At 74.3% G+C, this 23,633-nt stretch carries 16 protein-coding genes and 1 pseudogene; 13 read left to right on the plus strand and 4 right to left on the minus strand.

Going from position 1 to position 23,633, the window contains the following annotated elements:
- Positions 1–52: 52 nt before the first annotated feature.
- Positions 53–1,495, minus strand: coding sequence for a sigma factor-like helix-turn-helix DNA-binding protein (locus ACFOSY_RS02000; RefSeq protein ID WP_394304970.1), 1,443 nt, complete (start codon positions 1,493–1,495; stop codon positions 53–55).
- Between the two features lie 96 nt (positions 1,496–1,591).
- Between ACFOSY_RS02000 and ACFOSY_RS02005 the strand changes: the two genes are divergently transcribed.
- Complete coding sequence (locus ACFOSY_RS02005; RefSeq protein ID WP_394304971.1) at positions 1,592–3,262, plus strand: cell division protein PerM; 1,671 nt, start codon at positions 1,592–1,594, stop codon at positions 3,260–3,262.
- A gap of 361 nt (positions 3,263–3,623) precedes the next feature.
- Here the strand turns inward: ACFOSY_RS02005 and ACFOSY_RS02010 are convergent, their stop codons facing one another.
- Positions 3,624–4,394 carry a hypothetical protein gene (locus ACFOSY_RS02010; RefSeq protein ID WP_394304972.1) on the minus strand — a complete coding sequence of 257 codons (771 nt, stop codon included), beginning with the start codon at positions 4,392–4,394 and terminating at the stop codon, positions 3,624–3,626.
- 387 nt (positions 4,395–4,781) lie between these two features.
- Between ACFOSY_RS02010 and purN the strand changes: the two genes are divergently transcribed.
- Positions 4,782–5,420, plus strand: a complete 639-nt coding sequence (gene purN, locus ACFOSY_RS02015) for a phosphoribosylglycinamide formyltransferase (RefSeq protein WP_369157811.1) — start codon at positions 4,782–4,784, stop codon at positions 5,418–5,420.
- Complete coding sequence (purH, locus tag ACFOSY_RS02020; protein ID WP_394304973.1) at positions 5,417–6,979, plus strand: bifunctional phosphoribosylaminoimidazolecarboxamide formyltransferase/IMP cyclohydrolase; 1,563 nt, start codon at positions 5,417–5,419, stop codon at positions 6,977–6,979. Before purN ends, purH begins: the two co-directional genes overlap by 4 nt.
- A gap of 78 nt (positions 6,980–7,057) precedes the next feature.
- Here the strand turns inward: purH and ACFOSY_RS02025 are convergent, their stop codons facing one another.
- Together ACFOSY_RS02025 and ACFOSY_RS02030 are read right to left on the minus strand one after the other, a co-directional pair.
- On the minus strand, positions 7,058–8,620 hold the full coding sequence (locus tag ACFOSY_RS02025; RefSeq protein WP_394304974.1) for a protein kinase domain-containing protein: 1,563 nt from the start codon (positions 8,618–8,620) through the stop codon (positions 7,058–7,060).
- Between the two features lie 370 nt (positions 8,621–8,990).
- Entirely contained in the window at positions 8,991–9,593 is a 603-nt protein-coding gene (locus ACFOSY_RS02030) for a hypothetical protein (RefSeq protein ID WP_203350584.1), read from the minus strand.
- A 293-nt stretch (positions 9,594–9,886) separates the two neighbouring features.
- Between ACFOSY_RS02030 and ACFOSY_RS02035 the strand changes: the two genes are divergently transcribed.
- From ACFOSY_RS02035 to ACFOSY_RS02080, 10 genes and pseudogenes are all read left to right on the plus strand, one after another.
- A complete protein-coding gene (locus tag ACFOSY_RS02035) occupies positions 9,887–10,741 on the plus strand; it encodes a bifunctional methylenetetrahydrofolate dehydrogenase/methenyltetrahydrofolate cyclohydrolase (protein ID WP_394304975.1) in 855 nt (284 codons plus the stop codon).
- Complete coding sequence (locus tag ACFOSY_RS02040; protein WP_394304976.1) at positions 10,731–11,267, plus strand: DUF3017 domain-containing protein; 537 nt, start codon at positions 10,731–10,733, stop codon at positions 11,265–11,267. Before ACFOSY_RS02035 ends, ACFOSY_RS02040 begins: the two co-directional genes overlap by 11 nt.
- A gap of 1,483 nt (positions 11,268–12,750) precedes the next feature.
- Positions 12,751–13,848, plus strand: coding sequence for a helix-turn-helix domain-containing protein (locus ACFOSY_RS02045; RefSeq protein WP_394304977.1), 1,098 nt, complete (start codon positions 12,751–12,753; stop codon positions 13,846–13,848).
- 507 nt (positions 13,849–14,355) lie between these two features.
- On the plus strand, positions 14,356–15,345 hold the full coding sequence (locus ACFOSY_RS02050; protein WP_394304978.1) for a malate dehydrogenase: 990 nt from the start codon (positions 14,356–14,358) through the stop codon (positions 15,343–15,345).
- A gap of 225 nt (positions 15,346–15,570) precedes the next feature.
- Positions 15,571–17,292 (plus strand): hypothetical protein, encoded by a 1,722-nt coding sequence (locus tag ACFOSY_RS02055; RefSeq protein ID WP_394304979.1) that lies wholly within the window; start codon positions 15,571–15,573, stop codon positions 17,290–17,292.
- Positions 17,293–17,294: 2 nt separating this feature from the next.
- Positions 17,295–17,648, plus strand: coding sequence for a hypothetical protein (locus tag ACFOSY_RS02060; protein WP_394304980.1), 354 nt, complete (start codon positions 17,295–17,297; stop codon positions 17,646–17,648).
- Positions 17,649–17,658: 10 nt separating this feature from the next.
- Complete coding sequence (locus ACFOSY_RS02065; RefSeq protein WP_394304981.1) at positions 17,659–18,618, plus strand: hypothetical protein; 960 nt, start codon at positions 17,659–17,661, stop codon at positions 18,616–18,618.
- Positions 18,619–19,050: 432 nt separating this feature from the next.
- A complete protein-coding gene (locus ACFOSY_RS02070; RefSeq protein WP_394304982.1) occupies positions 19,051–20,571 on the plus strand; it encodes an aldehyde dehydrogenase family protein in 1,521 nt (506 codons plus the stop codon).
- Positions 20,572–20,743: 172 nt separating this feature from the next.
- Entirely contained in the window at positions 20,744–22,276 is a 1,533-nt protein-coding gene (locus ACFOSY_RS02075) for a GMC family oxidoreductase (RefSeq protein WP_394304983.1), read from the plus strand.
- Positions 22,273–23,454 (plus strand): annotated as a pseudogene (locus ACFOSY_RS02080) (quaternary amine ABC transporter ATP-binding protein); the annotation flags it as partial. The gene ACFOSY_RS02075 and the pseudogene ACFOSY_RS02080, both read left to right, overlap by 4 nt.
- Positions 23,455–23,633 lie beyond the last annotated feature (179 nt).

The raw sequence follows: 23,633 nt of genomic DNA on the forward strand, positions 1-23,633 counted from the left end.
CGTTCCCCTGGTGGGGGACGGGCCCACCCGTCTTCGCCGCCGTCCGCGCGGTTCAGTAGGCCTGGGGGGTGAGGCGCCCCGGGCCGTCGTGCAGGGCCTCGCGCAGCCGGTCACGCAGCTCGCGCTCGTCGTCCGAGAGCGGGCCCGGCGCCACGCGGGGCGGCACGCCCCGCACCGTCTCGCCCGGCGGTACCGGCGGTACGTAGTGGGTGGGCGCCGTGCGCAGCGTCATCGCCGTGCTGCCGATCAGGACGACGGTGACGGCCGCCGCCGTCCGCGTCCACAGGCGCGCCCGGCGCTCGCTGCCGCCGCGGACCGCCGCCGGCTCCTGCGCCCGCGTCCGTCCGGTGGACGCCAGTTCCGCGAGCCGGGCGTGCAGTTCCGCCGGATCGGCCAGCTCCGGGAGCGCCTCCGCGAGGATCTCACGCGCGTGCATCAGCCGCCCGGCCGCGGCCCGCGTGCTGGCCTCCGTCTCCGCCGCCGTCTCGGGCAGGTCCAGGCCGACGCCGTCGTACAGCACGAGCGTGCGGCGGTACGGCGGCGGCAGGCTCAGCAGCGCGTCCAGCAGCGCGCGGTCGTCCTCCTCCGGCGGCGGGGGCTCGGGGTGCCGGTGGCGACGGCGGAAGCGGTGCCAGGGGGAGAGCGCCCAGTCGTGCGTGGCCGCACGCACCCACCCGGGCGGATCCGGGTCGCGCGCCACCTCCGGCCAGTGGTCCCACGCCCGCTGGAAGGCCCGCTCCACGGACTCGTGCGCGAGGTCGCGACGGCCGGTGAGCAGGTACGCCTGCCGGACGAGGGCGGGCGCGCAGTACGCGTACAGCGCGTCGAAGGCCTGGGCGGGCGTCACGTACGGCCCCACGTCCCGAGAGACGGCCGGCACCGGACGCCTCTCGCCTGCGGGCCGCAAGGCCCGCGCCCATGAGGGGCGCCGTCTCCTGCGCCTACGCGGCGCGGCGGGACGGGACGCGCGGGGTCCGCGCGACTCCGCCCCGCCTTCCGGCGCGGGTCCGCTCTCCGACACCGGGTCACATCCCGATTCCGGTCCGCCGGCCACGTCCGGCCCGTCCGTCGGTGCCGGTTCGTCGGCCCGGGCCGGGTCTCCCTCGGGTGATTCCGGGCCGTCCGCCGAGGTCGGGGTCACGATGTACGTGGTGGGGTTCGAGGGAGCGTCCCCGCGTGAGCCCTCGGCGCCCTCGGCCGGTGCCGTACGGATCGTCAGCACGTGCGGTGTCTGCGGTTCCTGCGGTTCCTGTGGCGCCTGATGGGGTGTCAACCCCTCCGCCTCGGCCGTCTCCGCCGCCAGCGCCGACAGGAGTTCCGCGTACGCGACCCTGTTGCGGCCGCGCGGGGTGCTGCGACCCGATTCCCAGGACCGCACCGTATCGGGGCGTACCCCGAGCCGCTTCGCGAGGTGAGCGCGCGTCAGCGCGCATGCCTCCCGCAGGCGTCGGCGTTCGTTCGGCGGGGGAAGCGGAAGGGCAGGGCTCCGTGTCACTGGGCATCCCTCAGTACAGAAAAGTACATAAACGTATATTGAGCGACACAGCCAAGGTTCGCCCGTTACGCCCGTAAAGCGCGTGTCGTTGGGAGCATGGCGGGCGTGATCCAGACGACCGTACGCCGATCGATGCCGGCCTCCCTGCTCCTCCGGGTGCGTCACCGCTCGCCCGGGCTGGCCTCCTGCCTTGTCGGCGGCGCCCTCGCGGCCGGGCTGGGCCTCGCGGCGTTCACCGTGATGGTGATGCTGCTGTGGGTCAGCTCGCCCTACCCCGACAGCGGACCCGGCGGCGCCCTGCACATCGCGGCGTCCCTCTGGCTGCTGGCGCACGGCGCCGAACTGGTCCGTGTCGACACCCTCTCAGGCGCCCCCGCCCCGATGGGCGTGCTTCCGCTGCTGCTGGTCGCGGTGCCGGTGTGGCTGCTGCACCGGGCGGCGCGGGACACCGCCGAGGGAGGCGCCCGCGCCGACGCCCGGCTGGTGCCGGGCCGTACCGCCTGGGCGGGGGTGGTCCTCGGCTACCTCGCCGTCGCCGCCCCCGCCGCCCTCTACGCCGCCGGCGGTGCGCTGCGGCCCTCGTGGACGTGGACCGTGACCTGCGTGCCGCTGGTCGCGGTGGTGGCCGCCGGGACGGGAGTGTGGACGGCGTACGGACGGCCCAGCGGACCGTTGGAGCAGGTGCTGGGCGCGGTGCTGCCCCGGGGCGCGCGGCATCTGGTGCTGGGCCCGGACGGCCGTCCCGGTGTCGCGGCGCGTGCGGCGGCGGCCGGGGCGACGGTGCTCGTCGCGGGCGGTGCGGTGCTGCTGACGGTGTCGCTGGGACTGCACGTCGGCGAGACTCGCCGGGCGTTCGGTCGGCTGACCGAGGGCTGGTCGGGATGGGCCGCGGTGCTGCTGCTCTGCGTCACGCTGCTGCCGAACGCGGCGGTGTGGGCCGCCGCCTACGCCCTCGGCCCCGGTTTCCTGCTCGGCGCCGGGACCTCGGTGACGCCGCTCGGGGCGCAGGCCGCGCCACTGCTGCCGCCGTTCCCGCTGCTGGCGGCGGTGCCGGACCCGGGCGCGGGCACCGCGCTGCACGGGACGGCGGCGGCGCTGCCGTTGACGGCCGGGGTCGTGGTGGGGTGGTTCGTGGGCCGGGGGGCCGTGACGGGCAAGGGACGGTTCGGCGTCTGGGCGGCCGGGCGGACCGCCGGTGCGGCGGCTTTCGCGGCGGGGCTGTGCGGGGTGCTGCTGGCGGTGCTCGCCGGGCTGGCGGGGGGCCCGCTGGGCACGGCCGCGCTGGCCCGGTTCGGCCCGGTGTGGTGGCAGGTGGGCCTGGCGACGGCGGCGTGGCTCGGGCTGACCGCCGCCGCGACGGCCCTGACCGTACGGGGGTGGCGCCTCCGGCGGACCCGCGGGCGGGGCGGACACTGTCACCGTCCGGGCCGCGCGGGCCGTGCGGTCGCGCTTCCGCGCCCGGCCCGGAAGATGCCGCGCCCCCGCCGTAGCTGGTTCGGCGGCCGGAAGCCCGGGCGAAGCGCCGCTCCCGTCGCCGAGGACGAGCCCTACCTGCTCCTCGACCACGACGGCGACGACCGTGACCACGACGGCTTCAGCGAAGACGACCCGAGCGAAGACGCCCCGAGCGCCGCCGGCCTCCGCCCACGCCCCGCGCCGCCCCTGACCGCCCTCCCCGACCCCTCCCCCTCACCCTCCGTCCGGGACCCCCGCGCCCGACGCCCCGCCGCCGGAGACACCGAGCGCCCGGGCACCCGAGACGCCTGACACACCGGATCCCGGAGACGCGGACCCTCGCGGACGCCGGAGCGCCCGGGCCTCCGCGCTACCTGACGCGCCGGACCCCGGGAGACGCGAAGCGCACGGAGCGCGGAACGCTGGGTGCCCGGCACCCCGAGAAGCCCGACGCGTCCGAACACCGCAGACTCGGAGCGCCCCGACCCCGAAGACGCGGAACGCCCGGGACCTCCAGAAACCGGCGGGCCCCGGCCCCGGGAAACCTGACGCGCCCGGACCCCGAAAACACCGGACCCCGCCCACCCGGGTGAGCGGGTGGGCGGGGTCCGGTGTTTTCGGGGTCCGGCGGCGAACCGGGCGGCGGCCGGCGGGCGCCCCGTCAGGTCCGTCCTCAGCCCTCCTCGCCCAGCACCCCCCGCAACTGCTCCGGCAGATGGTCACCGCACGACTGGCGCGCCTGTTGCGTGAGGGCGTCGCTGGTGCACTCGTAGTAGTCGCTGTAGACCAGGCGGGCGCCGAAGACGCCGGCCACCAGGAGCAGCGCCAGACCCGCCATGACCATGCCGCTCACCGCCGCCGTGGTCTGCGGGCGGCCCTTCTGCTCGGGCGCCGGGACGTCCGGGTCCTGCCCGCGTGGCTTGGCGCGCAGGGCGCTGATGCTCCAGTACAGGGCGAGCGCGCCCAGCAGCAGCGCCAGGTACGGCCAGTTGAAGAGGGCGAAGAAGAACGCCCACAGGCCGCCCAGCAGGGCGTACCGCGCGCGGCGCTGGGCGGGGTCCGTGGGGTCCCAGCGCATGCCCGGACCCTGCTGGCCGCCTCCGCCCTGCCCCTCCGGGCCGCGCGGGCGCTCGCCGAAGCCGCCGGGGGAGCGGCCGGGCTGCCGGTCGCTCCAGTTGCGGCCCCACGGGGAGCGGCCGCCGCCCTCGCCCTCGCCGCCCGACGGGTGGCGGGGCTGCCAGGGACGGTCGGGCGCGCCCTCCGGCGGGGGCGCGAACGGGTTGTCGTCCTGGCCGTCCCCGGAGTCCCGGCGGCGGTCGTCGCCCTCGCCCTGGGGGGCGTCCGGAGGTGAGGAGGGGCGCTCCCGCAGCAGCACGGCGCCACGCTCCCCTCCCTGGGCCGACTGCTGGGGGAACGTGAGGAGTCGCAGGCTGCGGTCCGGCATCAAGTGAGCGTCTTCCCCTTTGTGAAGCACGGCGTGGGTGCGGTGTGACCGCCTCGCACGACGTATCGACTACGAGTGAGCGGTGAGCTGGTGCGTTCCCGTCAGCTCCGCGCGGCCCGGGTCCGTCGCCCTGTGAACGAACGGTGCGCGGTCGGCGTTCCCGTGCGCCCCGGTGTCCAGGACCTGCGTACCCCGGCCGGCTCCTCCCAGACGCTACCTTCCGGCCACGCCCCCGTCCCGTGGGGGCCCGTCGGGAGTGCCGGTATCGTTGCTGCCGGTCGGCCGCTTCGTAGGCTTCCCCGTATCCGGGGGCGCGAAGCATTCGTAGGAATGTACAAAGCGCTGTGCCGCCGGCCGTGCAGACGCTCCCCGAGAAAGGGCCCCACCGTGGCCGCCAAGCCCGTGGCCGAGCGCGCCAGGCGTCTCGTCGTGCTGGTCTCCGGATCCGGCACCAATCTCCAGGCGCTCCTCGACGAGATCGCCGCCGTCGGACACGAGGCCTACGGCGCCGAGGTCGTCGCCGTCGGCGCGGACCGCGAGGGCATCGAGGGGCTGGCCCGGGCCGAGCGCGCCGGGCTGCCGACCTTCGTGTGCAAGGTCAAGGACCACCCGACCCGCGAGGAGTGGGACGCGGCGCTCGCCGAGGCCGTCGCCGCGTACGAGCCCGACCTCGTGGTGTCCGCCGGGTTCATGAAGATCGTGGGGAAGGAGTTCCTCGCGCGCTTCGGCGGGCGGTTCGTCAACACGCACCCCGCCCTGCTGCCCAGTTTCCCGGGAGCCCACGGCGTGCGGGACGCGCTCGCGTACGGCGCCAAGGTCACCGGCTGCACCGTCCACTTCGTCGACGACGGCGTCGACACCGGTCCGATCATCGCGCAGGGCGTGGTGGAGATCCGGGACGAGGACGACGAGAGCGCTCTGCACGAGCGCATCAAGGAAGTCGAGCGAAAGCTGCTCGTCGAGGTCGTGGGGCGGCTCGCCCGCAACGGCTATCGCATCGAGGGACGAAAGGTAGTTATCCAGTGACCGCCGAGAGCAACAAGCGGGCCATTCGACGGGCGCTCGTCAGCGTCTACGACAAGACCGGCCTGGAGGATCTCGCGCGCGGCCTGCACGAGGCCGGGGTGGAGCTGGTCTCCACCGGGTCCACCGCCGCGAAGATCGCCGCCGCGGGCGTCCCCGTGACCAAGGTCGAGGAGCTGACCGGCTTCCCCGAGTGCCTGGACGGCCGGGTCAAGACGCTGCACCCGAAGGTGCACGCCGGCATCCTCGCCGACCTGCGCCTCGCCGACCACGAGCAGCAGCTCAAGGACCTCGGCGTGGAGCCGTTCGACCTGGTCGTCGTGAACCTCTACCCGTTCCGCGAGACCGTCGCCTCCGGCGCCACGCCCGACGAGTGCGTGGAGCAGATCGACATCGGCGGCCCGTCCATGGTCCGCGCCGCCGCCAAGAACCACCCGTCGGTCGCCGTCGTCACCAGCCCCGCCCGCTACGGCGACGTCCTCGCCGCGGTCCAGGCCGGCGGCTTCGACCTCGCCACCCGCAAGCGGCTCGCCGCCGAGGCCTTCCAGCACACGGCCGCGTACGACGTGGCGGTCGCGAGCTGGTTCGCGTCCGAGTACGCGCCGGTCGACGACTCGCAGTTCCCCGACTTCCTCGGCGCCACCTGGGAGCGCAAGAACACCCTCCGCTACGGCGAGAACCCGCACCAGCCGGCCGCGCTCTACGTCTCCGGCACCGGCGGTCTCGCCGAGGCCGAGCAGCTGCACGGCAAGGAGATGTCGTACAACAACTACACGGACACGGACGCCGCGCTCCGTGCCGCGTACGACCACGACGCCCCGGCCGTCGCGATCATCAAGCACGCCAACCCGTGCGGCATCGCGGTCGGCGCGGACGTCGCCGAGGCGCACCGCAAGGCGCACGCCTGCGACCCGCTGTCCGCGTTCGGCGGCGTGATCGCCGTCAACCGCCCGGTGTCGAAGGAGATGGCCGAGCAGGTCGCGGAGATCTTCACCGAGGTCATCGTCGCCCCGGACTACGAGGACGGCGCGCTCGAGGCCCTCACCAAGAAGAAGAACATCCGCGTGCTGCGCGCCCCGCAGGCGCCGTCCGCCCCGGTCGAGGTCAAGCCGATCGACGGCGGCGCGCTGCTCCAGGTCACCGACCGGCTCCAGGCCGAGGGCGACGACCCGTCCACCTGGACGCTGGCCACCGGCGAGGCCCTGTCCGAGGCCGAGCTGGCCGACCTGGCCTTCGCCTGGAAGGCGTGCCGCGCGGTGAAGTCCAACGCGATCCTGCTCGCCAAGGACGGCGCCTCCGTCGGTGTCGGCATGGGCCAGGTCAACCGCGTCGACTCCGCGAAGCTGGCCGTCGAGCGGGCGGGCGCCGAGCGCGCGGCCGGTTCCTACGCCGCCTCGGACGCGTTCTTCCCCTTCCCCGACGGCCTGGAGATCCTCACCGGGGCCGGTGTGAAGGCCGTGGTCCAGCCCGGCGGTTCGGTCCGCGACGAGCAGGTCGTCGAGGCCGCGAAGAAGGCGGGCGTGACGATGTACTTCACGGGCACGCGTCACTTCTTCCACTGATGGCGTGATCGACGGCGGTGGTCCCGGCCCGGGAAGGGGCCGGGGCCACCGCCGTCGCGCGTGGCGCCCCCGCCGGGGTCATCTCCGGCCGGGCGGGGCGTATTCCTTCAGATAGTGGGCGACGCGGCCGGCGTACGCGCGGTACTCGGCGGGGACGCCGCCCGCGTCGTTCACCCTGTCCCACGACGTGCGGTAGGCGGCGGCGATCAGGACCCGCCGGTCCTCCCGCAGCTCGTCGTCGAGCCGCGGCGCGATCCAGCACAGGTAGCGGCCCATCGCGGGCACCGACTCGGCGGGCGGGAACGGCGGTTCGGGCACGGTCTCGCCGGGTGTGCCGTCCTCGTTCATCCACCAGCGCAGCACCTTCGGCGTCCAGCGGGCGATGCCGTACTCGTTCTTGACCGGGTCGGACAGGTCGGGGTCGAAGTCGCTCTCCACCTTCAGCATGGCCGCGATCAGCGGCGCGGTGACGTCCTCGCTGGGGCAGTCGTGCGCCGTCTCCACGATCAGCAGCCGGTACGCGGCCGGCACGCCCCGGTCGGTGCGGAGCACATCGGCGCCGTACGCGGCGGCCGCGGCGTTCGGGCCCGCGTCCGGGCCCGCGCTCGGCTCGCCGCCGGACAGGGCCCACCGGTCGACGCCGTACCCGAGGAGGGCCACCGCGGCGGTGGCGAGGGCCGCCGAGACGGCGACCGCCCGCCGCGAGCGCCGGCGCCGCGCGGGCAGCAGCCGGGGCAGCCGGAACGGGCGTCCCGCGCCGGCCGCCTCCCGCACCCGGCGCAGCAGGTCCTCCACGCCGATCCGCTCCGCGTGCGTACGGGTCAGGCAGGCGCGGACGACGTCCCGCCAGGCGTCGGGAAGTCCGGGGGAGAGCCGCAGCTCGTCGGTGCCGGAGGCGTACGCGGCGGCGGCCGTGCGGCGGGCCGCCGGGGTGGCGCCGGGCAGCGGGAACGCCCCGGTGAGGACGAGATGGGCGAGCACGCCGAACGCCCACACGTCGGCGGACGCGCGGATCCGCCGGCCCCGCTCGCCGATCCCGGACCACAGCAGCTCGGGCGGGGTGTAGTCGGGCGTGGAGAAGGCGGACGTGTAGGCGTGCGTGCCCTCCAGCTCGGCGGCCATGTTGAAGTCGGCGAGGCGGACCGAACCGTCCGCCATCAGCAGCACGTTGGCCGGTTTCAGGTCGCCGTGCACCCAGCCCGCGCGGTGCAGCTGGGCCAGCCCCTCGCAGATCTGGGCGAGCAGGCCGGGACCGGCGTCGGGCCGGGGCGTGACGGCCAGCAGCGCGGACAGCGAGCCCTCCGCCTTCTCCAGCACCAGCACGGTGGCGCCGTCCAGCTCCGGCCGGCCGGGGTCGTCGACGGTCAGCGTCTCGACCATCCGGATGAGGCGCGGCTGCTTCAGCCGGCGCAGCACGTCCACCTCGCGCTCGGCGAGTTCGCGCAGGTGGTGCAGCTGACGCGGGGTGCGGGTGCCGGTCGGCAGGAACTTCAGCGCGACCTCGCGCGGCCCGTCCGTGCCGCCCCCGGTGCGCCGGCCGGCGTACACGCTGCCGAACGCGCCCGTGGCGATCGGCTCGCGCACCTCCCACGCGCCCACCCGGTACCCCTTGGGCACCGGCACGGCGTACGTCTCGGTCACCGGGCCCCCTTCACCGCCGGGCGGCCGGCGGTCCACCGTGGCTCGGCGGGACCGACGGGTACGTCGGGTACGTCGGGTACGACGACGAGGCTGTTCACGGTGCATCCCCCCATGCGCCCATGCCTGACAGCTACTCGGCCAGGGTAGGGGGGACACCCTGCCGCCGGACCTCCCCCGATCGGGTGCGACACGGGTGTGCGGTGGGATTGGCGCGAAAGGCGCGGGTCCCGCACGCCGGGCGCGGGGGGACACACGAAGGCCGTGTCCTCGACAGGGGGAGGACACGGCCTTGTGGGGGCGGGACGCGGGCGGGCGGACGCCCCCGGGGGTCAGTACTCGGGGTCAGTACCTCAGGCTCAATACCTCAGGCTCAGTACCTCGGGCGCCGGAACCATTCGGCGCTGGCCCGCTTGGCGCAGAACACGATCACCAGGATCGCGACGACGATGATCAGCAGGCCGAGCAGGTAGATGCCCAGCGCGAAGATGCCGCTGACGATCGCGAACGACGCGTACACGATCGAGCAGACGCGCACCGAGCTGCCGCCCTTGGCGTACTGGAGCAGCAATATGAGACCCAGCAGCGCGAAGACCGAGGCCAGGCCGACGAAAAAGACGATGACGCCCTTGCCGAGGTCGGCGAACTGCTCGGCGTCGACGTCGCCCGCGATGCCGGCCTCGTCCACCAGCTCGTCCCACTGGGCCAGCGCGACGCCGTACACGGCGGCGATGATCACGTGGGCGACGGCGATCACGGCGAGCAGGATCTGCGCGGCGCGCGTGATGCCGGGCATCTGGGTGGGGACGTACCCGCCGCCGTAGGGCTGGCCCACCGGCGGGGCCGCGGGGTAGCCGTATCCGGGCTGGGCGGGCTGGGCGGGCTGGCCGGGCTGCTGGGGGTAGCCGTAGCCGGGACCGGGCTGGGGCTGCTGGGGCGGCTGCCCGTAGGGGTTGTTCGGGTCGCCGAAACTCATGGCGGTCCTTCCTCCGTTGCGCTCCTGGTGCGGGGACTGCGCGAGACACGGCGCGGAGGAAGTACTACAGATGCGGTCCGTCCCCCCGGTTCTGTCCGCGGCACTGCGGATTCATCGTTCTTGACCGTTCCTTTCCTTGTCCAGCGCTACGACATATGTGTTGTGCAAGTGCAACATCGCGATCTTGCTCGCATTGAGACCGATAATGATCGAATGCCTGGTACGGGCGCCACGGCCGACCGGAATGCGGGCTGATTGGAACAGCGGCCCGGTCATCCGCGAGGATGGGGGCCATGACCGCCCAGATTCTCGATGGCAAGGCCACCGCAGCCGAGATCAAGTCCGATCTGACCGCCCGCGTGGCGGCGCTGAAGGAGAAGGGCGTCACGCCCGGCCTCGGCACGATCCTCGTGGGGGACGACCCCGGCAGCCAGAAGTACGTCGCCGGCAAGCACCGCGACTGCGCCCAGGTGGGCATCGCCTCCATCCAGCGTGAACTGTCCGGCACCGCCACGCAGGAGGAGATCGAGGCGGTCGTCCGCGAGCTGAACGAGGACCCGGCCTGCACCGGCTACATCGTCCAGCTGCCGCTCCCCAAGGGCATCGACGAGAACCGCATCCTCGAGCTGATGGACCCGGACAAGGACGCCGACGGCCTCCACCCGATGAACCTCGGCCGGCTCGTCCTCAACGAGCCCGCCCCGCTGCCCTGCACGCCGAACGGCATCATCACCCTGCTGCGCCGCCACGGCGTGGAGATCAAGGGCGCCGAGGTCGTGGTCGTCGGTCGCGGCGTCACCATCGGCCGTCCGATGCCGCTGCTGCTGACCCGGCGCAGCGAGAACGCCACCGTGACCCAGTGCCACACCGGCACGCGTGACCTCGCGGCCCATCTCCGGCGCGCGGACATCATCGTCGCGGCGGCCGGCAGCGCCCACCTGATCCGTCCCGAGGACGTCAAGCCGGGCGCGGCCGTCCTGGACGTCGGCGTCTCCCGCAGCGCCGAGGGCAAGATCGTCGGCGACGTGCACCCGGGCGTGGCCGAGGTGGCCGGCTGGGTCGCTCCCAACCCCGGCGGCGTCGGCCCGATGACCCGGGCGCAGCTGCTCGTCAACGTGGTCGAGGCGGCGGAGCGCAGTGTCCGCTGAGCGGAAGGCATCGGACGCCCCCGAAGCCCCCGCGACGGCGGAGGGGACCGGGAAGGCCGCGACGCCCGAGGAGTCCGCGGAGGACGTCACCGTCCGTGACCCGGTCAGCGCCCCCGGCGCGGACGGCGCCCCGCGTCGGGCCACGCGCAGGTTCCCGCTGTTCACCCGGGACACGGCGCGCCCCGAGGGCGGCGGCCGGGCGGCCCCCGGCGACGCGCCCGCGCCGGCGCGGCAGTGGCCGATCCTGGCCGTGCTGCTGACCGTGGGCCTGGGCCTGCTGCTGACCGCGCTGGACGTGTTCCGGGTCGGTCTGCTGCTGATCGGCGCGGCGCTGCTGGCCGGGGCGGCCCTGCGCTGGGTGATGCCGGACGTCGGCATGCTCGCCGTGCGCTCCCGCTTCACCGACATGGTCACGTACGGCGGGCTGGGGATGGCGATCGTGCTGCTGGCGCTGATGATGCAGCCGCATCCGCTGCTGGAGTTCCCGTGGCTCCAGGACATGCTGCACGTCACGGTCGACAGCTGAGCCGCCCGCCGTCGGCGGTTGAGCCGCCGACCGGCAGCCGAGCCGCCGGTCGACGGCCGGGTCGCCGGTCCGCGGACGAGACTCGGGCCGGTGGCTGGAATGTCGGCCGGCAGTCGGGCCGCGGGCCGATGGTCGAGCCTTCGGCCGACGGCTGAGCTGCCGGTCGGCGGCCGAGGCTCGGGCAGGTGGGATGAGCCGCCGGTCGGCGTGCGAGCCGTGGGGTGGCAGTCGGGCCGCTGGCCGACGGCCGAAGTTCGGGTCGGTGGCTGAGTCGCCGGTCGGCAGGCGAGCGGCGGGTCGGGGGGCGCTGGTTGAGCCGCCGTTCGACGGCCGGGACTCGGGCTGCTGGCTGAAGTGTCGGTCGGCAGTCAAGCTGCTGGCCGATGGCCGAGCCGCCGTTCGACGGCTGAGCTGCCGGTCGGCGGCCGAGGCTCGGGCAGGTGGGATGAGCCGCCGGTCGGCGTGCGAGCCGTGGGGTGGCAGTCGGGCCGCTGGCCGACGGCCGAAGTTCGGGTCGGTGGCTGAGTCGCCGGTCGGCAGGCGAGCGGCGGGTCGGGGGGCGCTGGTTGAGCCGCCGTTCGACGGCCGGGACTCGGGCTGCTGGCTGAAGTGTCGGTCGGCAGTCAAGCTGCTGGCCGCTGGCCGAGCCGCCGTTCGACGGCCGGGTCGCCGGTCCGCGAACGAGGCTCGGGCCGGTGGCTGGACCGCCGGTCGGCGTGCGAGCCGTGGGGTGGCAGTCGGGCCGCTGGCCGACGGCCGAAGCTCGGGTCGGTGGCTGAGTCGCCGGTCGGCAGGCGAGCGGTGGGCCGGCAGTCGGGCCGGGGGGCGCTGGTTGAGCCGCCGGTCGACGGCCGGGTCGCCGGTCCGCGGCTGAGACTCGGGTCGGCTGCCTGAGCCGTCGGTCGGCAGGTGAGCCGGCAGCCGACAGTTGAGCCTCCGGCCGGAGGCCGGGTTCGCCCGCAGGGCAGGGGCGGCGGCCCGTCCACACCCCCGTGAGCGGACGGGCCGGCGCCGCGCACCACGTTCCTGCACGGCGGACGGCCCGATCAACGGGCGCCCGGCCGCTGTGGCACGGAAGTGACCGTTCCGGTACGTGCCCCGGAATCCCCGTACACCCTTGCGATGACTTCGACGTCCGTGCGAGGCGCGGGTGTCCGCCGAGGGGTGATGTGGCCGCGGACACGTCCACACGAGGGCGCCGAAGTGGTAGGACATGAGGACAGTGGGACGGTCGTACAAGCCCCGTTCACCCGGTCCTTCGGTTCCGGGGTTCCGTTCGGGCGGGCGGACGACCGGTGGGACACTGGAGCGCAAGCGACTGGGCGTGCATCGCCGCACGCGCCCTGTTGCTCCCGTGCGCCCCCACCCCGGGAACTGAGACCCGTCCCGGCGGCATCCCTGTGGGTAGCCAGACGGGACGTGGCAGCGGGCACCATGCGCGAGGGAAAGACCAGCACGAACCGGGGGGAAGAGGGGGAGAGCAATGCCTCGTTGGAAGGCCTTGCCGGATGAACTCGATCCGCAGATCAGGGAGTTCACCAGTCAGCTCAGGCGGCTGGTGGACCGCAGCGGTCTGGGCGTCGCGGCGGTCGCCGACCGCACGGGCTACAGCAAGACGTCCTGGGAGCGCTATCTGAACGGCCGGCTGCTCGCGCCGAAGGGCGCGATCGTGGCGCTGGCCGAGGTCACCGGGACCAACCCGGTGCACCTGACCACCATGTGGGAGCTCGCCGAACGCGCCTGGAGCCGCTCGGAGATGCGGCACGACATGACCATGGAGGCGATCCGGATCTCGCAGGCGCGCGCCGCGCTGAGCGAGCTGGCCGGGCCGCCGTCCGGCGGGGGCGGACGCTCCCGCGGCGGCGGGGCCCGTACGGGGGTCGCCGGTCCTGCCGGGGTGTCGCCGAGCGTGCCGCCCCAGCCGACCGCCACCGACGTGCGGGACGCGTCGGGCAGCGGCAACTCCTGGGGGGTCACGAACCCGGACGCCGGTTACCCGGGGGCGTACGGCCCCGGGGCGCCCGCGGCGGGCGGGTACGGCCCGCCGCCCGCGGAGCCGTCGGGTCCGGGCGGCGGTTCCGGCCGCCCCGCGGGCAAGCGGCGCACGGCGATGTTCCTCGTCGGCGCGCTCGGCGCGCTGGTGGTGGTCGCCGCCGGGCTGTACGTCACCCAGACGCAGGGCGACACCAAGGAGGCCAAGCCCTCCCCGTCGCCCACCGTCACCAAGGAGGCGAAGCTGCCTCCGGGCGTGAAGTGCAGCGGCGACAGCTGCGAGGGCAAGGACGCCGAGGTCATGGGGTGCAGCGGTGACCTGGTCACCACGGCCGGCTCCGCGGTCGTCGGCGCCACCACCGTCGAGGTCCGCTACAGCAAGGTCTGCGGCGCCGCGTGGGGGCGCATCACCCAGGCCGCGCAGGGGGACACGGTCGAGATCACCTCGGGCACGTCCAAGGAGACCGACTCCGTGGACGCGCCCGGCGACACGGTGGCGTACACGATGATGGTGCCGGCCGCCGCGGCGACCGACGTCACGGCCTGCGCGGTGCTGGCCGCGACGGGTGAGAAGGGCTGCACGGACTGACGGCCCGGCCGCTCCCCGGGGCGGCCGGACCGTGGATGCCGCAGGCGGCCGTTTTCCCTCGTCCGGGTGGACCGCGGCCGATTCCCTCGTCCGGGTAGACCGTCCGGGTCGTGACATGTGAGGGAACCGTGGTGACGTGAATGCGGGCGCGCGGGGCGGGCACGCGAGAAGTACCCCCACGGGATGCCGGCACGGTCGGTCCCGACGGCGGCCGCCCCGCCCCCACCTCTCCCGGACGGAGCGGCCGCCCCCTCGTTCCCCCCTTTCTCCGAGGCCGGTTGCCCGTGTGCGCGGGCGGTCACTCTGTGGGACGGGCCACAGGGAGCCCGGCCGTGCGCGCTCACGGATGCGCGATAGCCTGACCGCTGGATCTCTCTTGACGCCAAGAGATCGATCATTCGAACCGGTGATCGATCATCGTGGCGGTCACCGGTCACGAGCCGGAGCGGGGATCCCGCACCAGGGGGCAGGGACCGCCCCACCGCCAGCTGTCATACGGAGAACGCCATGACCCGCACTCCCGTGAACGTCACCGTCACCGGCGCGGCCGGCCAGATCGGTTACGCCCTGCTCTTCCGCATCGCCTCCGGCCAGCTGCTCGGCGCGGACGTGCCGGTCAAGCTCCGTCTCCTGGAGATCACCCCGGCGCTCAAGGCCGCCGAGGGCACCGCGATGGAGCTGGACGACTGCGCGTTCCCGCTCCTCCAGGGCATCGAGATCACCGACGACCCGAACGTGGCCTTCGACGGCGCCAACGTCGCCCTCCTCGTCGGTGCCCGCCCCCGCACCAAGGGCATGGAGCGCGGTGACCTCCTCGAGGCCAACGGCGGCATCTTCAAGCCCCAGGGCCAGGCCATCAACGCCCACGCCGCGGACGACATCCGCGTCCTGGTCGTCGGCAATCCGGCGAACACCAACGCGCTGATCGCCCAGGCCGCCGCGCCGGACGTCCCGGCCGAGCGCTTCACCGCCATGACGCGCCTGGACCACAACCGCGCGCTGACCCAGCTCGCGAAGAAGACGGGCTCCTCGGTCTCCGACATCAAGCGCCTGACCATCTGGGGCAACCACTCCGCCACCCAGTACCCGGACATCTTCCACGCCACGATCGCCGGCAAGAACGCCGCCGAGGTCGTGAACGACGAGAAGTGGCTGGCCGAGGACTTCATCCCGACCGTCGCCAAGCGCGGCGCCGCCATCATCGAGGCCCGTGGCGCCTCGTCGGCCGCCTCCGCCGCCAACGCCGCCATCGACCACGTGTACAGCTGGGTCAACGGCACCGCCGACGGCGACTGGGTCTCCATGGGCATCCCGTCCGACGGTTCCTACGGCGTCCCGGAGGGCCTCATCTCCTCCTTCCCGGTCACCGTCAAGGACGGCACGTACGAGATCGTCCAGGGCCTGGAGATCAACGAGTTCTCCCGCACCCGCATCGACGCCTCCGTCAAGGAGCTCGAGGAGGAGCGCGAGGCGGTCCGCTCCCTCGGCCTCATCTGAGCCCGGCCGGCACGGCCTTCGCGGGGCCCCGTACCGGTTCGTCCGGTACGGGGCCCCGCGCGCGTCCGGGGCGGGCCGCGCGTGCGTCCGGTAAGGGGCCCCGTACTGTCGCCGTCGCACAGGTCACCGCCGTCAAACCGGTTCGCTCCCGCCCGCCCTTCCCCTATGCTGATGCCCCGTCACACCGCGTGGCGGCGACGTTCGTTCGCGTATCGGGGGATCCGCGTGAGCACTGCCTTCGTCCCGCAGCAGCAGCCGCAGCACCCGGGCGGGACGCCGGACGGCCCGCCGCCCGTACCGCCGTACGCCAGTGAGGCGTCCCGGCTGCTGTGCGCGGGGACCTACCTGGACGCCGGCTACCGCGACCGGGTCATCGAGGAGCTGTACCTCCACGAACAGCGGGTCGTCGCGCCCTCGCTCGGCTTCGACGCCGCCCGCGTCCTCGCCCACGCGCTGCGGGCCCGGCGCCTGGAGATGCTGTGGGCGGCCGCGGTCGTCGGCCTGTGGATCGTGGGCACCCCGATCAGCGGCAACCTGCTCCTGTACTTCGTGTGGCCCAGCCTGCTGCTCGCCGTCGCGCCTGCGCTGCGCGGCCGTGACGCCCGGCCGCCGTGGTACCGCTCGCTCACCGCGTTCCTGGCCCGCTGGGGCGGGCGCGTCATGACCGCGTTCGCGTTCTGGACCGTGTTCTCCGTGGCGTTCGGCAGCGAGGACGAGAGCTCCTCGTACTCCTCCTCGCCGTACAGCTCGTCCGGCGACGACGATCTGTGGGGGGCGGTCACCGACGAGCTCACCGGGGGCGCGAAGCCCTGGCAGGGGTGGTTCGGGATCGGCGTGCTCGTGGTGATCGGCCTGTGCGTCGCGGGGCGCCGCACCCAGTTCGCCCGGGTCATCGCCGCCGAACTGTCCCCGGCGCGGTTCCCCGACGCGGCCGGCGACCCCGCCGAGCAGGCCGACGGGCCCCGGTTCCGGCGGCTGTCGCAGCGCATCCGGCTGGAGCAGCACACCCCGCTGGTCATGTACCACGAGGCCCGCCCCTTCTGCGGGGCCGGCCAGGCGCACGACACCTGGGTGCTCGCCGTCGAACTGCGGCCCGACGAGGACGCGGACCAGCAGCCGCTCGGCAACCGGGCGATCCTCGACCGGGTCAGGCCCCTCGTCGAGCAGCTGCGGGTGCCTGCCGAGCACGCGGGCCCCGGCGTACGGGACCGGCTGCGGCGGCTGGAGATCGACGAGTGCGTGTTCCTGCCCGTCGATGGGCTCCTGCGCCGTGAGGAGGCGCCGTACGGGCCGGCCGAGTTCGAGCAGCACCGGGCGCGGGCCGTCGAGGAGGGCGGCGAGAAGCGGCGGCACTTCCTGCGCGTCCGCGTCGGCGGCTGGGAGGAGGAGCTGGTCGTCACGGTCTTCGTCCGCGTCCACACGCAGGGCCGGATGCTGATGCTGGAGATCGCGCCGCACGTACTGCTGCCGGTTCGTGAGGACTTCAAGGACGCCGACCGCACCGCGCACCGGTTCCTGTCCGACCTGACAGGCCGGATCACCGGCTCCGCCGTCCTGGTGCCCCGCTCCGCCGGCGACTCGCTCATCACCCTCGGCCGGGGTGCGGCCTACCTGTGGCGGCTGCTGACCGGCGGGCACGCGCACGCGCTGCCCGACGGGCCCGCCCTGTCGGTGCGGGAGCTGGCCGCGGCGCCCGCCGGGTCCACGTTCCAGGACATGGACGTCGCCCGCTACCTGCGCAGCGTGCAGGACCGCATCAGCCGCGGGGTGCGGCTGGCGCTGGGCGAAGCGGGCTACGAGACCGGCGAGTTCGTGCAGAAGATCGTCAACATCAGCAGCGGCGCGGTGCACATCGGGCGCGCCGACAACTCGTCGTTCGCCTTCGGCGACCACGCACGCGCCGAGACCACGACCGGCGGCCCCGGGCCGCAGAAGGGATCCGACTGACCATGGCGTCCGACGAACCGAACGTCAGCATCGGCCGCGCCGACAACTCCGCCTTCGCGTTCGGCGCCCACGCGCGCGCCGAGACGCACAACACCACGGCCCCGGCGCGCGACGAGTCCGCCGAGCAACTGCTGGCCGCCGTGCGGGAACTGCGCGCCGACCTCACCCGGCTGCGGGAGAACGAGCAGGCCGCACGGCTGGACACCACCCTCGCCGACACCGAGGAGGAGATCACCCGCACCGGGACCGCCGGTGAGGGCCGCATACAGCGGCTGCGCGAGGCGCTCACGGACGCCCAGAGCATCCTGACCCTGTTCGCGTCGGCCGGGGCCGTCGCCGGGCTGCTGGGAATGTGAGAGGGACGCCATGACCGGGGGACAGCGGTACTGGAACGAGGACGCCCAGCGCTGGGAGGACGGCGACGGCGCGACCACCGCCCCGGTGACCCCGCCGCCTCCTCCGCCGCCGTCCTTCGAGCCGGCCGTGCCCGCCCCGCCCCCGGGCGGCGTGACCGACCCCGACACGTCGCCGGTCGGAGGCTGGTCCACGCCGGAGCCGCCCGTCCCCGGCGCCCGGCCCCAGGCCGGCCGGCGGCGGCTGGTGTGGGGCGTGGTGGGCGGGGCCGCGGCGGCGGGGGTCGCCGTGGCGCTGGTCCTGACCCTGGTCGTCAGGGACGACGACGCGGGCGGCACGGACGACCGGGCGGGCGGTACGACCACCACCACTCAGGCGTCGCCGTCCGCGGAGGGAGAGCCGGAGCCGGTCCCGACGGAGGACTCCTCCGACCCCGTCGAACCGTCGTCGGAGTCCTCCGGCCCCGAACCGTCACCGCTGCCCGAGGGCTACGCACTGCACCGTGACCCCGAGGGCTTCACCATCGCCCGCCCCAACGGCTGGGAGCGGGAGTCGGTGCCCGCCCAGCACGGCTTCGACGTCGTCAACTACCGCAGCCCCGACGGCTTCCGCCGCCTCCAGGTGTACGAGGTCGCCGAGCCCTCGCCGGAGGAGTCCTTCGAGCTGTTCCTCGCGGACGGGACACCGAAGGCGGACGGCTTCCAGCAGGTCGAGCTGGTGCGGCTGGACGCGGAGGGGGTGGACGGCATGCGCCTCGAATACCTCGCCGACTCGCTGCGCGGCGAACCCGAGGTGGGCAGCTGGCACGTCCAGGACATCCGCTTCCGCTCACCGGCCGACGGCAAGGTGTACGCCGTCGCGGCGTACGGCGCGCCCACGGACGGCATTGACCCGGAACTCGACCTCGCCCTCACGGCGGTCACCCACTTCTGCCCACCGTCCGCGACGTGCGCGAGCCCGTCCCTGACCTGAGCCACGTCAACCCGGCCCGCCGGACCGGACGCCCGGCGCGTGCGCGCCGATGAGGCCGCCGCGTTCGCCATGACGGACGCCGGCACCTGCTCCAGGCGGCACGCGTGGCGTGGGGCGCGCGGGTCGGCTGCCGCCCGTTGGGGGCAGCTGTGTCTCCGCGCGGCCGGCGCCCGGACCCCCGGTATCTCTGGCCTCGGCCGCCCGTGTCGCCGTCCACCCGGCCGCCCCCGCAACCCCCTCCCATCCGTACCGGATGCACCCCCCGGAGGGACCCGCCGGCGGGGGCACCCCCGCGCCGGCGGGTCGTGACGAAGCGCACTCCATGCGCGGATTCCGCATGCATTCCGCGTGACAGGGCAGGGGCACCCGGTCCCGGGGGTAACACGCATGTGACTCACGGGCGTGGCGAAGAACGGAAGGCAGTAACCGATCATGGCGGACAGCACAGAATTGCGGGCGCGCGACACCATCCACGTGGGAGGGGAGTGGCGGGCCGCCGTCTCCGGGGCCACCCGGGAGATTCTCGACCCGGCGGACGCCCGGCCGTTCGCCCTGGTCGCGGAGGGCGACGAGCGGGACACCGACCTCGCGGTCGCGGCGGCGCGCCGCGCCTTCGACGAGGGGCCCTGGCCGCGCACCCCCGTCGCCGAGCGGGCCGCGCTCCTGCGCCGCGTCGCCGACCTCCTGGTCCGGGACCGCGAGGAGCTGGGGCTTCTGGAGAGCCGGGACGCGGGCAAGACCGCCGAGGAGGGGCGCGTCGACATCGACTGCGTGGCCGACGCCTTCCGCTACTTCGCCGACCTGGTCGCCGCCGAGGCGCCCGGCCGGGTCGTGGACGCGGGCTCGCCCGACGTCCACAGCGTGGTCGTGCACGAGCCCGTCGGCGTCTGCGCCCTGATCACCCCCTGGAACTACCCCCTTCTCCAGGCCAGTTGGAAGATCGCCCCGGCGCTCGCCGCGGGCAACACCTTCGTGGTCAAGCCCAGTGAGATCACCCCGCTGACCACCGTCGCCCTGATCGGCCTGCTGACCGAGGCTGGCCTGCCCGCCGGCGTCGCCAACATCGTCACCGGCCCCGGCCACACCGTCGGCGCGCGGATGGCGGAGCACCCCGGCGTCGACCTGGTCTCCTTCACCGGCGGCCTGGTCAGCGGCGTCAAGGTCGCCCAGGCGGCCGCCCCGACCGTGAAGAAGGTCGCCCTCGAACTCGGCGGCAAGAACCCCAACGTGGTGTTCGCCGACGCCTGCGCCACGGAGGAGGGCTTCGACACCGCCGTCGACCAGGCCCTCAACGCGGCCTTCATCCACAGCGGCCAGGTCTGCTCGGCCGGGGCGCGCCTCATCGTCGAGGAGTCCGTGCGGGACCGTTTCGTCGCCGAACTCGCCCGCCGCGCCGAGAAGATCAGGCTCGGCCGGGGCACCGAGGACGGCGTCGAGTGCGGTCCGCTGGTCTCCGCGCAGCAGCGCGAGAAGGTCGAGGCGTACGTCGAGTCCGCGCTCAAGGAGGGCGCGGTGCTGCGCTGCGGCGGCAAGCGGCCCGAGCCGGCGCCCGAACGCCCCGCGTCCGGCTACTTCTACGAGCCCACCGTCCTCGACCGCTGCCACCGCGAGATGCGGGTGGTGCGTGAGGAGGTCTTCGGGCCGGTCCTCACCGTCGAGACCTTCCGCACCGAGGACGAGGCGGTCGCCCTCGCCAACGACACCGAGTACGGCCTGGCCGGCGGCGTGTGGACGGCCGACCCGGGCCGCGCCCGCCGGGTGGCCGGGCGGCTGCGCCACGGCACCGTGTGGATCAACGACTTCCACCCCTACCTCCCCCAGGCCGAGTGGGGCGGATTCGGCAGGAGCGGCACGGGCCGCGAACTCGGCCCGGCCGGGCTCGCGGAGTACCGCGAGACCAAGCACGTCTACCAGAACCTGGCACCGGTGCCCGTGCGCTGGTTCCGCGGCTGACGCCCCCGATTCGCCGGTGCCGTGGCGTCGCGGGGCGGCCGCGGCGCCGTGGGTGCTGATCGCGCGCACGCGGCGGAGCCGCATGTCGACGAAGCCTCGCACCCCTGGGGGGGCGCCCCTCCAGGGCGCCCCCCAGGGGGCGTCCTTCCCGTCCGAGCCCTTGGAGCAGCCCATGACCCAAGAAACCCATGAATACGACTACGTCGTCATAGGCGGCGGCACCGCCGGTTCCGTCATCGCCTCCCGACTCACCGAGAACCCGGACGTCACCGTCGCCGTCGTCGAGGGCGGCCCCAGCGACGTCGGCCGCGACGACGTGCTGACGCTGCGCCGCTGGATGGGCCTGCTCGGCGGCGAGCTCGACTACGACTACCCCACCACCGAGCAGCCACGCGGCAACTCGCACATCCGGCACAGCCGCGCCCGCGTCCTCGGCGGCTGCTCCTCGCACAACACGCTCATCGCGTTCAAGCCGCTGCCGTCCGACTGGGACGAGTGGGAGCAGGCCGGCGCCAAGGGCTGGGGCGCCGTGCAGATGGAGGCGTACTACGCCCGGCTGAAGAACAACATCGTCCCGGTCGACGAGAAGGACCGGAACGCCATCGCCCGCGACTTCGTCGACGCCGCGCAAACCGCGCTCGAGGTGCCCCGCATCGAGGGCTTCAACAAGAAGCCCTTCCACGAGGGCGTCGGCTTCTTCGACCTGGCGTACCACCCCGAGAACAACAAGCGGTCCTCCGCGTCGGTGGCGTACCTGCACCCGGTGATGGACGAGCGGGCCAACCTGACGCTGTGGCTGGAGACCTGGGCGTACCGGCTGGAGCTGAACGGCACCCGCGCCGAGGGCGTCCATGTGCGCACCAAGGACGGCGAGGAGGTGCTGATCCGCGCCCGCAACGAGGTGGTGCTGTGCGCCGGCGCCGTCGACTCGCCGCGGCTGCTGCTGCACTCCGGCATCGGACCGCGCGCCGACCTGGAGGCGCTCGGCATCCCCGTGGCGCGCCATCTGCCCGGGGTCGGCGAGAACTTGCTCGACCACCCGGAGTCGGTGATCGTGTGGGAGACGAACGGGCCCATCCCGGAGAACTCGGCGATGGACTCCGACGCCGGTCTGTTCGTGCGCCGCGATCCCGCACACGCGGGCCCCGACCTGATGTTCCACTTCTACCAGATCCCGTTCACCGACAATCCGGAGCGACTGGGCTACGAGCGGCCGGAGTTCGGGGTCTCCATGACGCCGAACATCCCCAAGCCGAAGAGCCGCGGCCGGCTGTACCTGACCAGCGCCGACCCCGAGGTGAAGCCGGCGCTGGACTTCCGGTACTTCACCGACGAGGACGACTACGACGGCCGCACGCTCGTCGACGGCATCCGCATCGCCCGGGAGATCGCGAGGACCGAGCCGCTGGCCGGCTGGCTCAAGCGCGAGGTGGCGCCGGGTCCCGACGTCACCGGCGACGAGGAGCTGAGCGAGTACGCCCGCAAGGTCGCGCACACCGTCTACCACCCGGCCGGCACCTGCAAGATGGGCGCCGCCGACGACGAGACCGCGGTGGTGGACCCCGAGCTGCGCATCCGGGGCCTCCAGGGCATCCGCGTCGCCGACGCCTCCGTCTTCCCGACCATGACCGCCGTCAATCCGATGATCGGCGTCCTGATGGTCGGCGAGCGCGCCGTCGAGCTGATCGGCGGTGACGCACGATGAGCGCGACGACCGTGGCCGGCTCCGCCGCATCCCCGTCCGACGCGGGCACCCCGCCCGTCTTCTCCGTCGACGGCCTGTGGAAGGTCTTCGGGCCCCGCGCCGACAGGGTGCCCGCCGACCCCTCGCTCGCCGGCCTCGACGCGGCCGAACTGCGCGCCCGCACCGGCTGCACGGCCGCCGTGCGGGACGTCTCCTTCGACGTCCGCAAGGGCGAGGTCTTCGTCGTCATGGGCCTGTCCGGCTCCGGCAAGTCCACGCTGGTGCGCTGTCTGACCCGGCTGATCGAGCCGACCGCGGGCGCCATCGCCATCGACGGGGAGGACGTGCGCGCCATGGACAAGGCGCGGCTGCGGGAGCTGCGCCGCCATCGCGCCGCCATGGTCTTCCAGCACTTCGGCCTGCTGCCGCACCGCACCGTCCTCGACAACGTCGCCTACGGCCTGGAGATCCAGGGCATGGGCCGCGCCGAGCGGCGCGAGAAGGCCGCCGAGGTCGTCGCCAAGGTCGGACTCGCCGGTATGGAGCAGCGCCGGCCCGCCCAGCTCTCCGGCGGCCAGCGGCAGCGGGTCGGGCTGGCCCGCGCGCTCGCCGTCGACCCCGAAGTCCTGTTGTTCGACGAGCCGTTCAGCGCGCTCGACCCGCTCATCCGGCGGGACATGCAGGACGAGGTGGTGCGGCTGCACCGTGAGGAGGGCCGCACGATGGTCTTCATCACGCACGACCTTCAGGAGGCGCTGAAGCTGGGGGACCGCATCGCGCTGATGCGGGACGGGCGTGTGGTGCAGCTCGGCACGCCGGAGGAGATCGTGGGCGCGCCCGCCGACGACTACGTGCGCGCGTTCGTCCAGGACGTCCCGCGCGAGCAGGTGCTGACCGTGCGTACGGCCATGCGTCCCGCCTCGGCGGCGGAACAGGCGGCCACCGGCCCGACGGTCGCCCCCGACGCCACGGTCTCGGAGGCGATAGAAGCGGTCTCCGCCGCCGGCGCCCCGGCCCGGGTCCTGGACGCGGGCACGTGCGTGGGCATGGTCGACGCGGAGACGCTGCTGAACGTGGTGGCGGGCACAGATCCGGCACGGGCCGGCGCCGACACGGTCCCGCCCCGGGCCGACACCGGGGCGGTTCCGCCCGCCGAGGCGGACGATCCCGCCGCTGACGGAGGCGCGGAGCCCTCCGCCGAGCGGGGTGCGGCCGGTCCTGCGGCCGCCGCGAGCCCCGGCACCGCCGTGCCGGAGGCGGACGCCTCCGCCGGCGGAGCACCGGACGAACCGGCCGCTCCCGTCGGAGGCGCGGATGCGTCCGCGAGCGGCCCGGACGCCTCCACCGCCGTGGACGGCACCGCCGCCGCCCCCGGCAC

This window comes from Streptomyces lusitanus, assembly GCF_042647945.1.
GTDB lineage: Bacteria > Actinomycetota > Actinomycetes > Streptomycetales > Streptomycetaceae > Streptomyces > Streptomyces pseudogriseolus.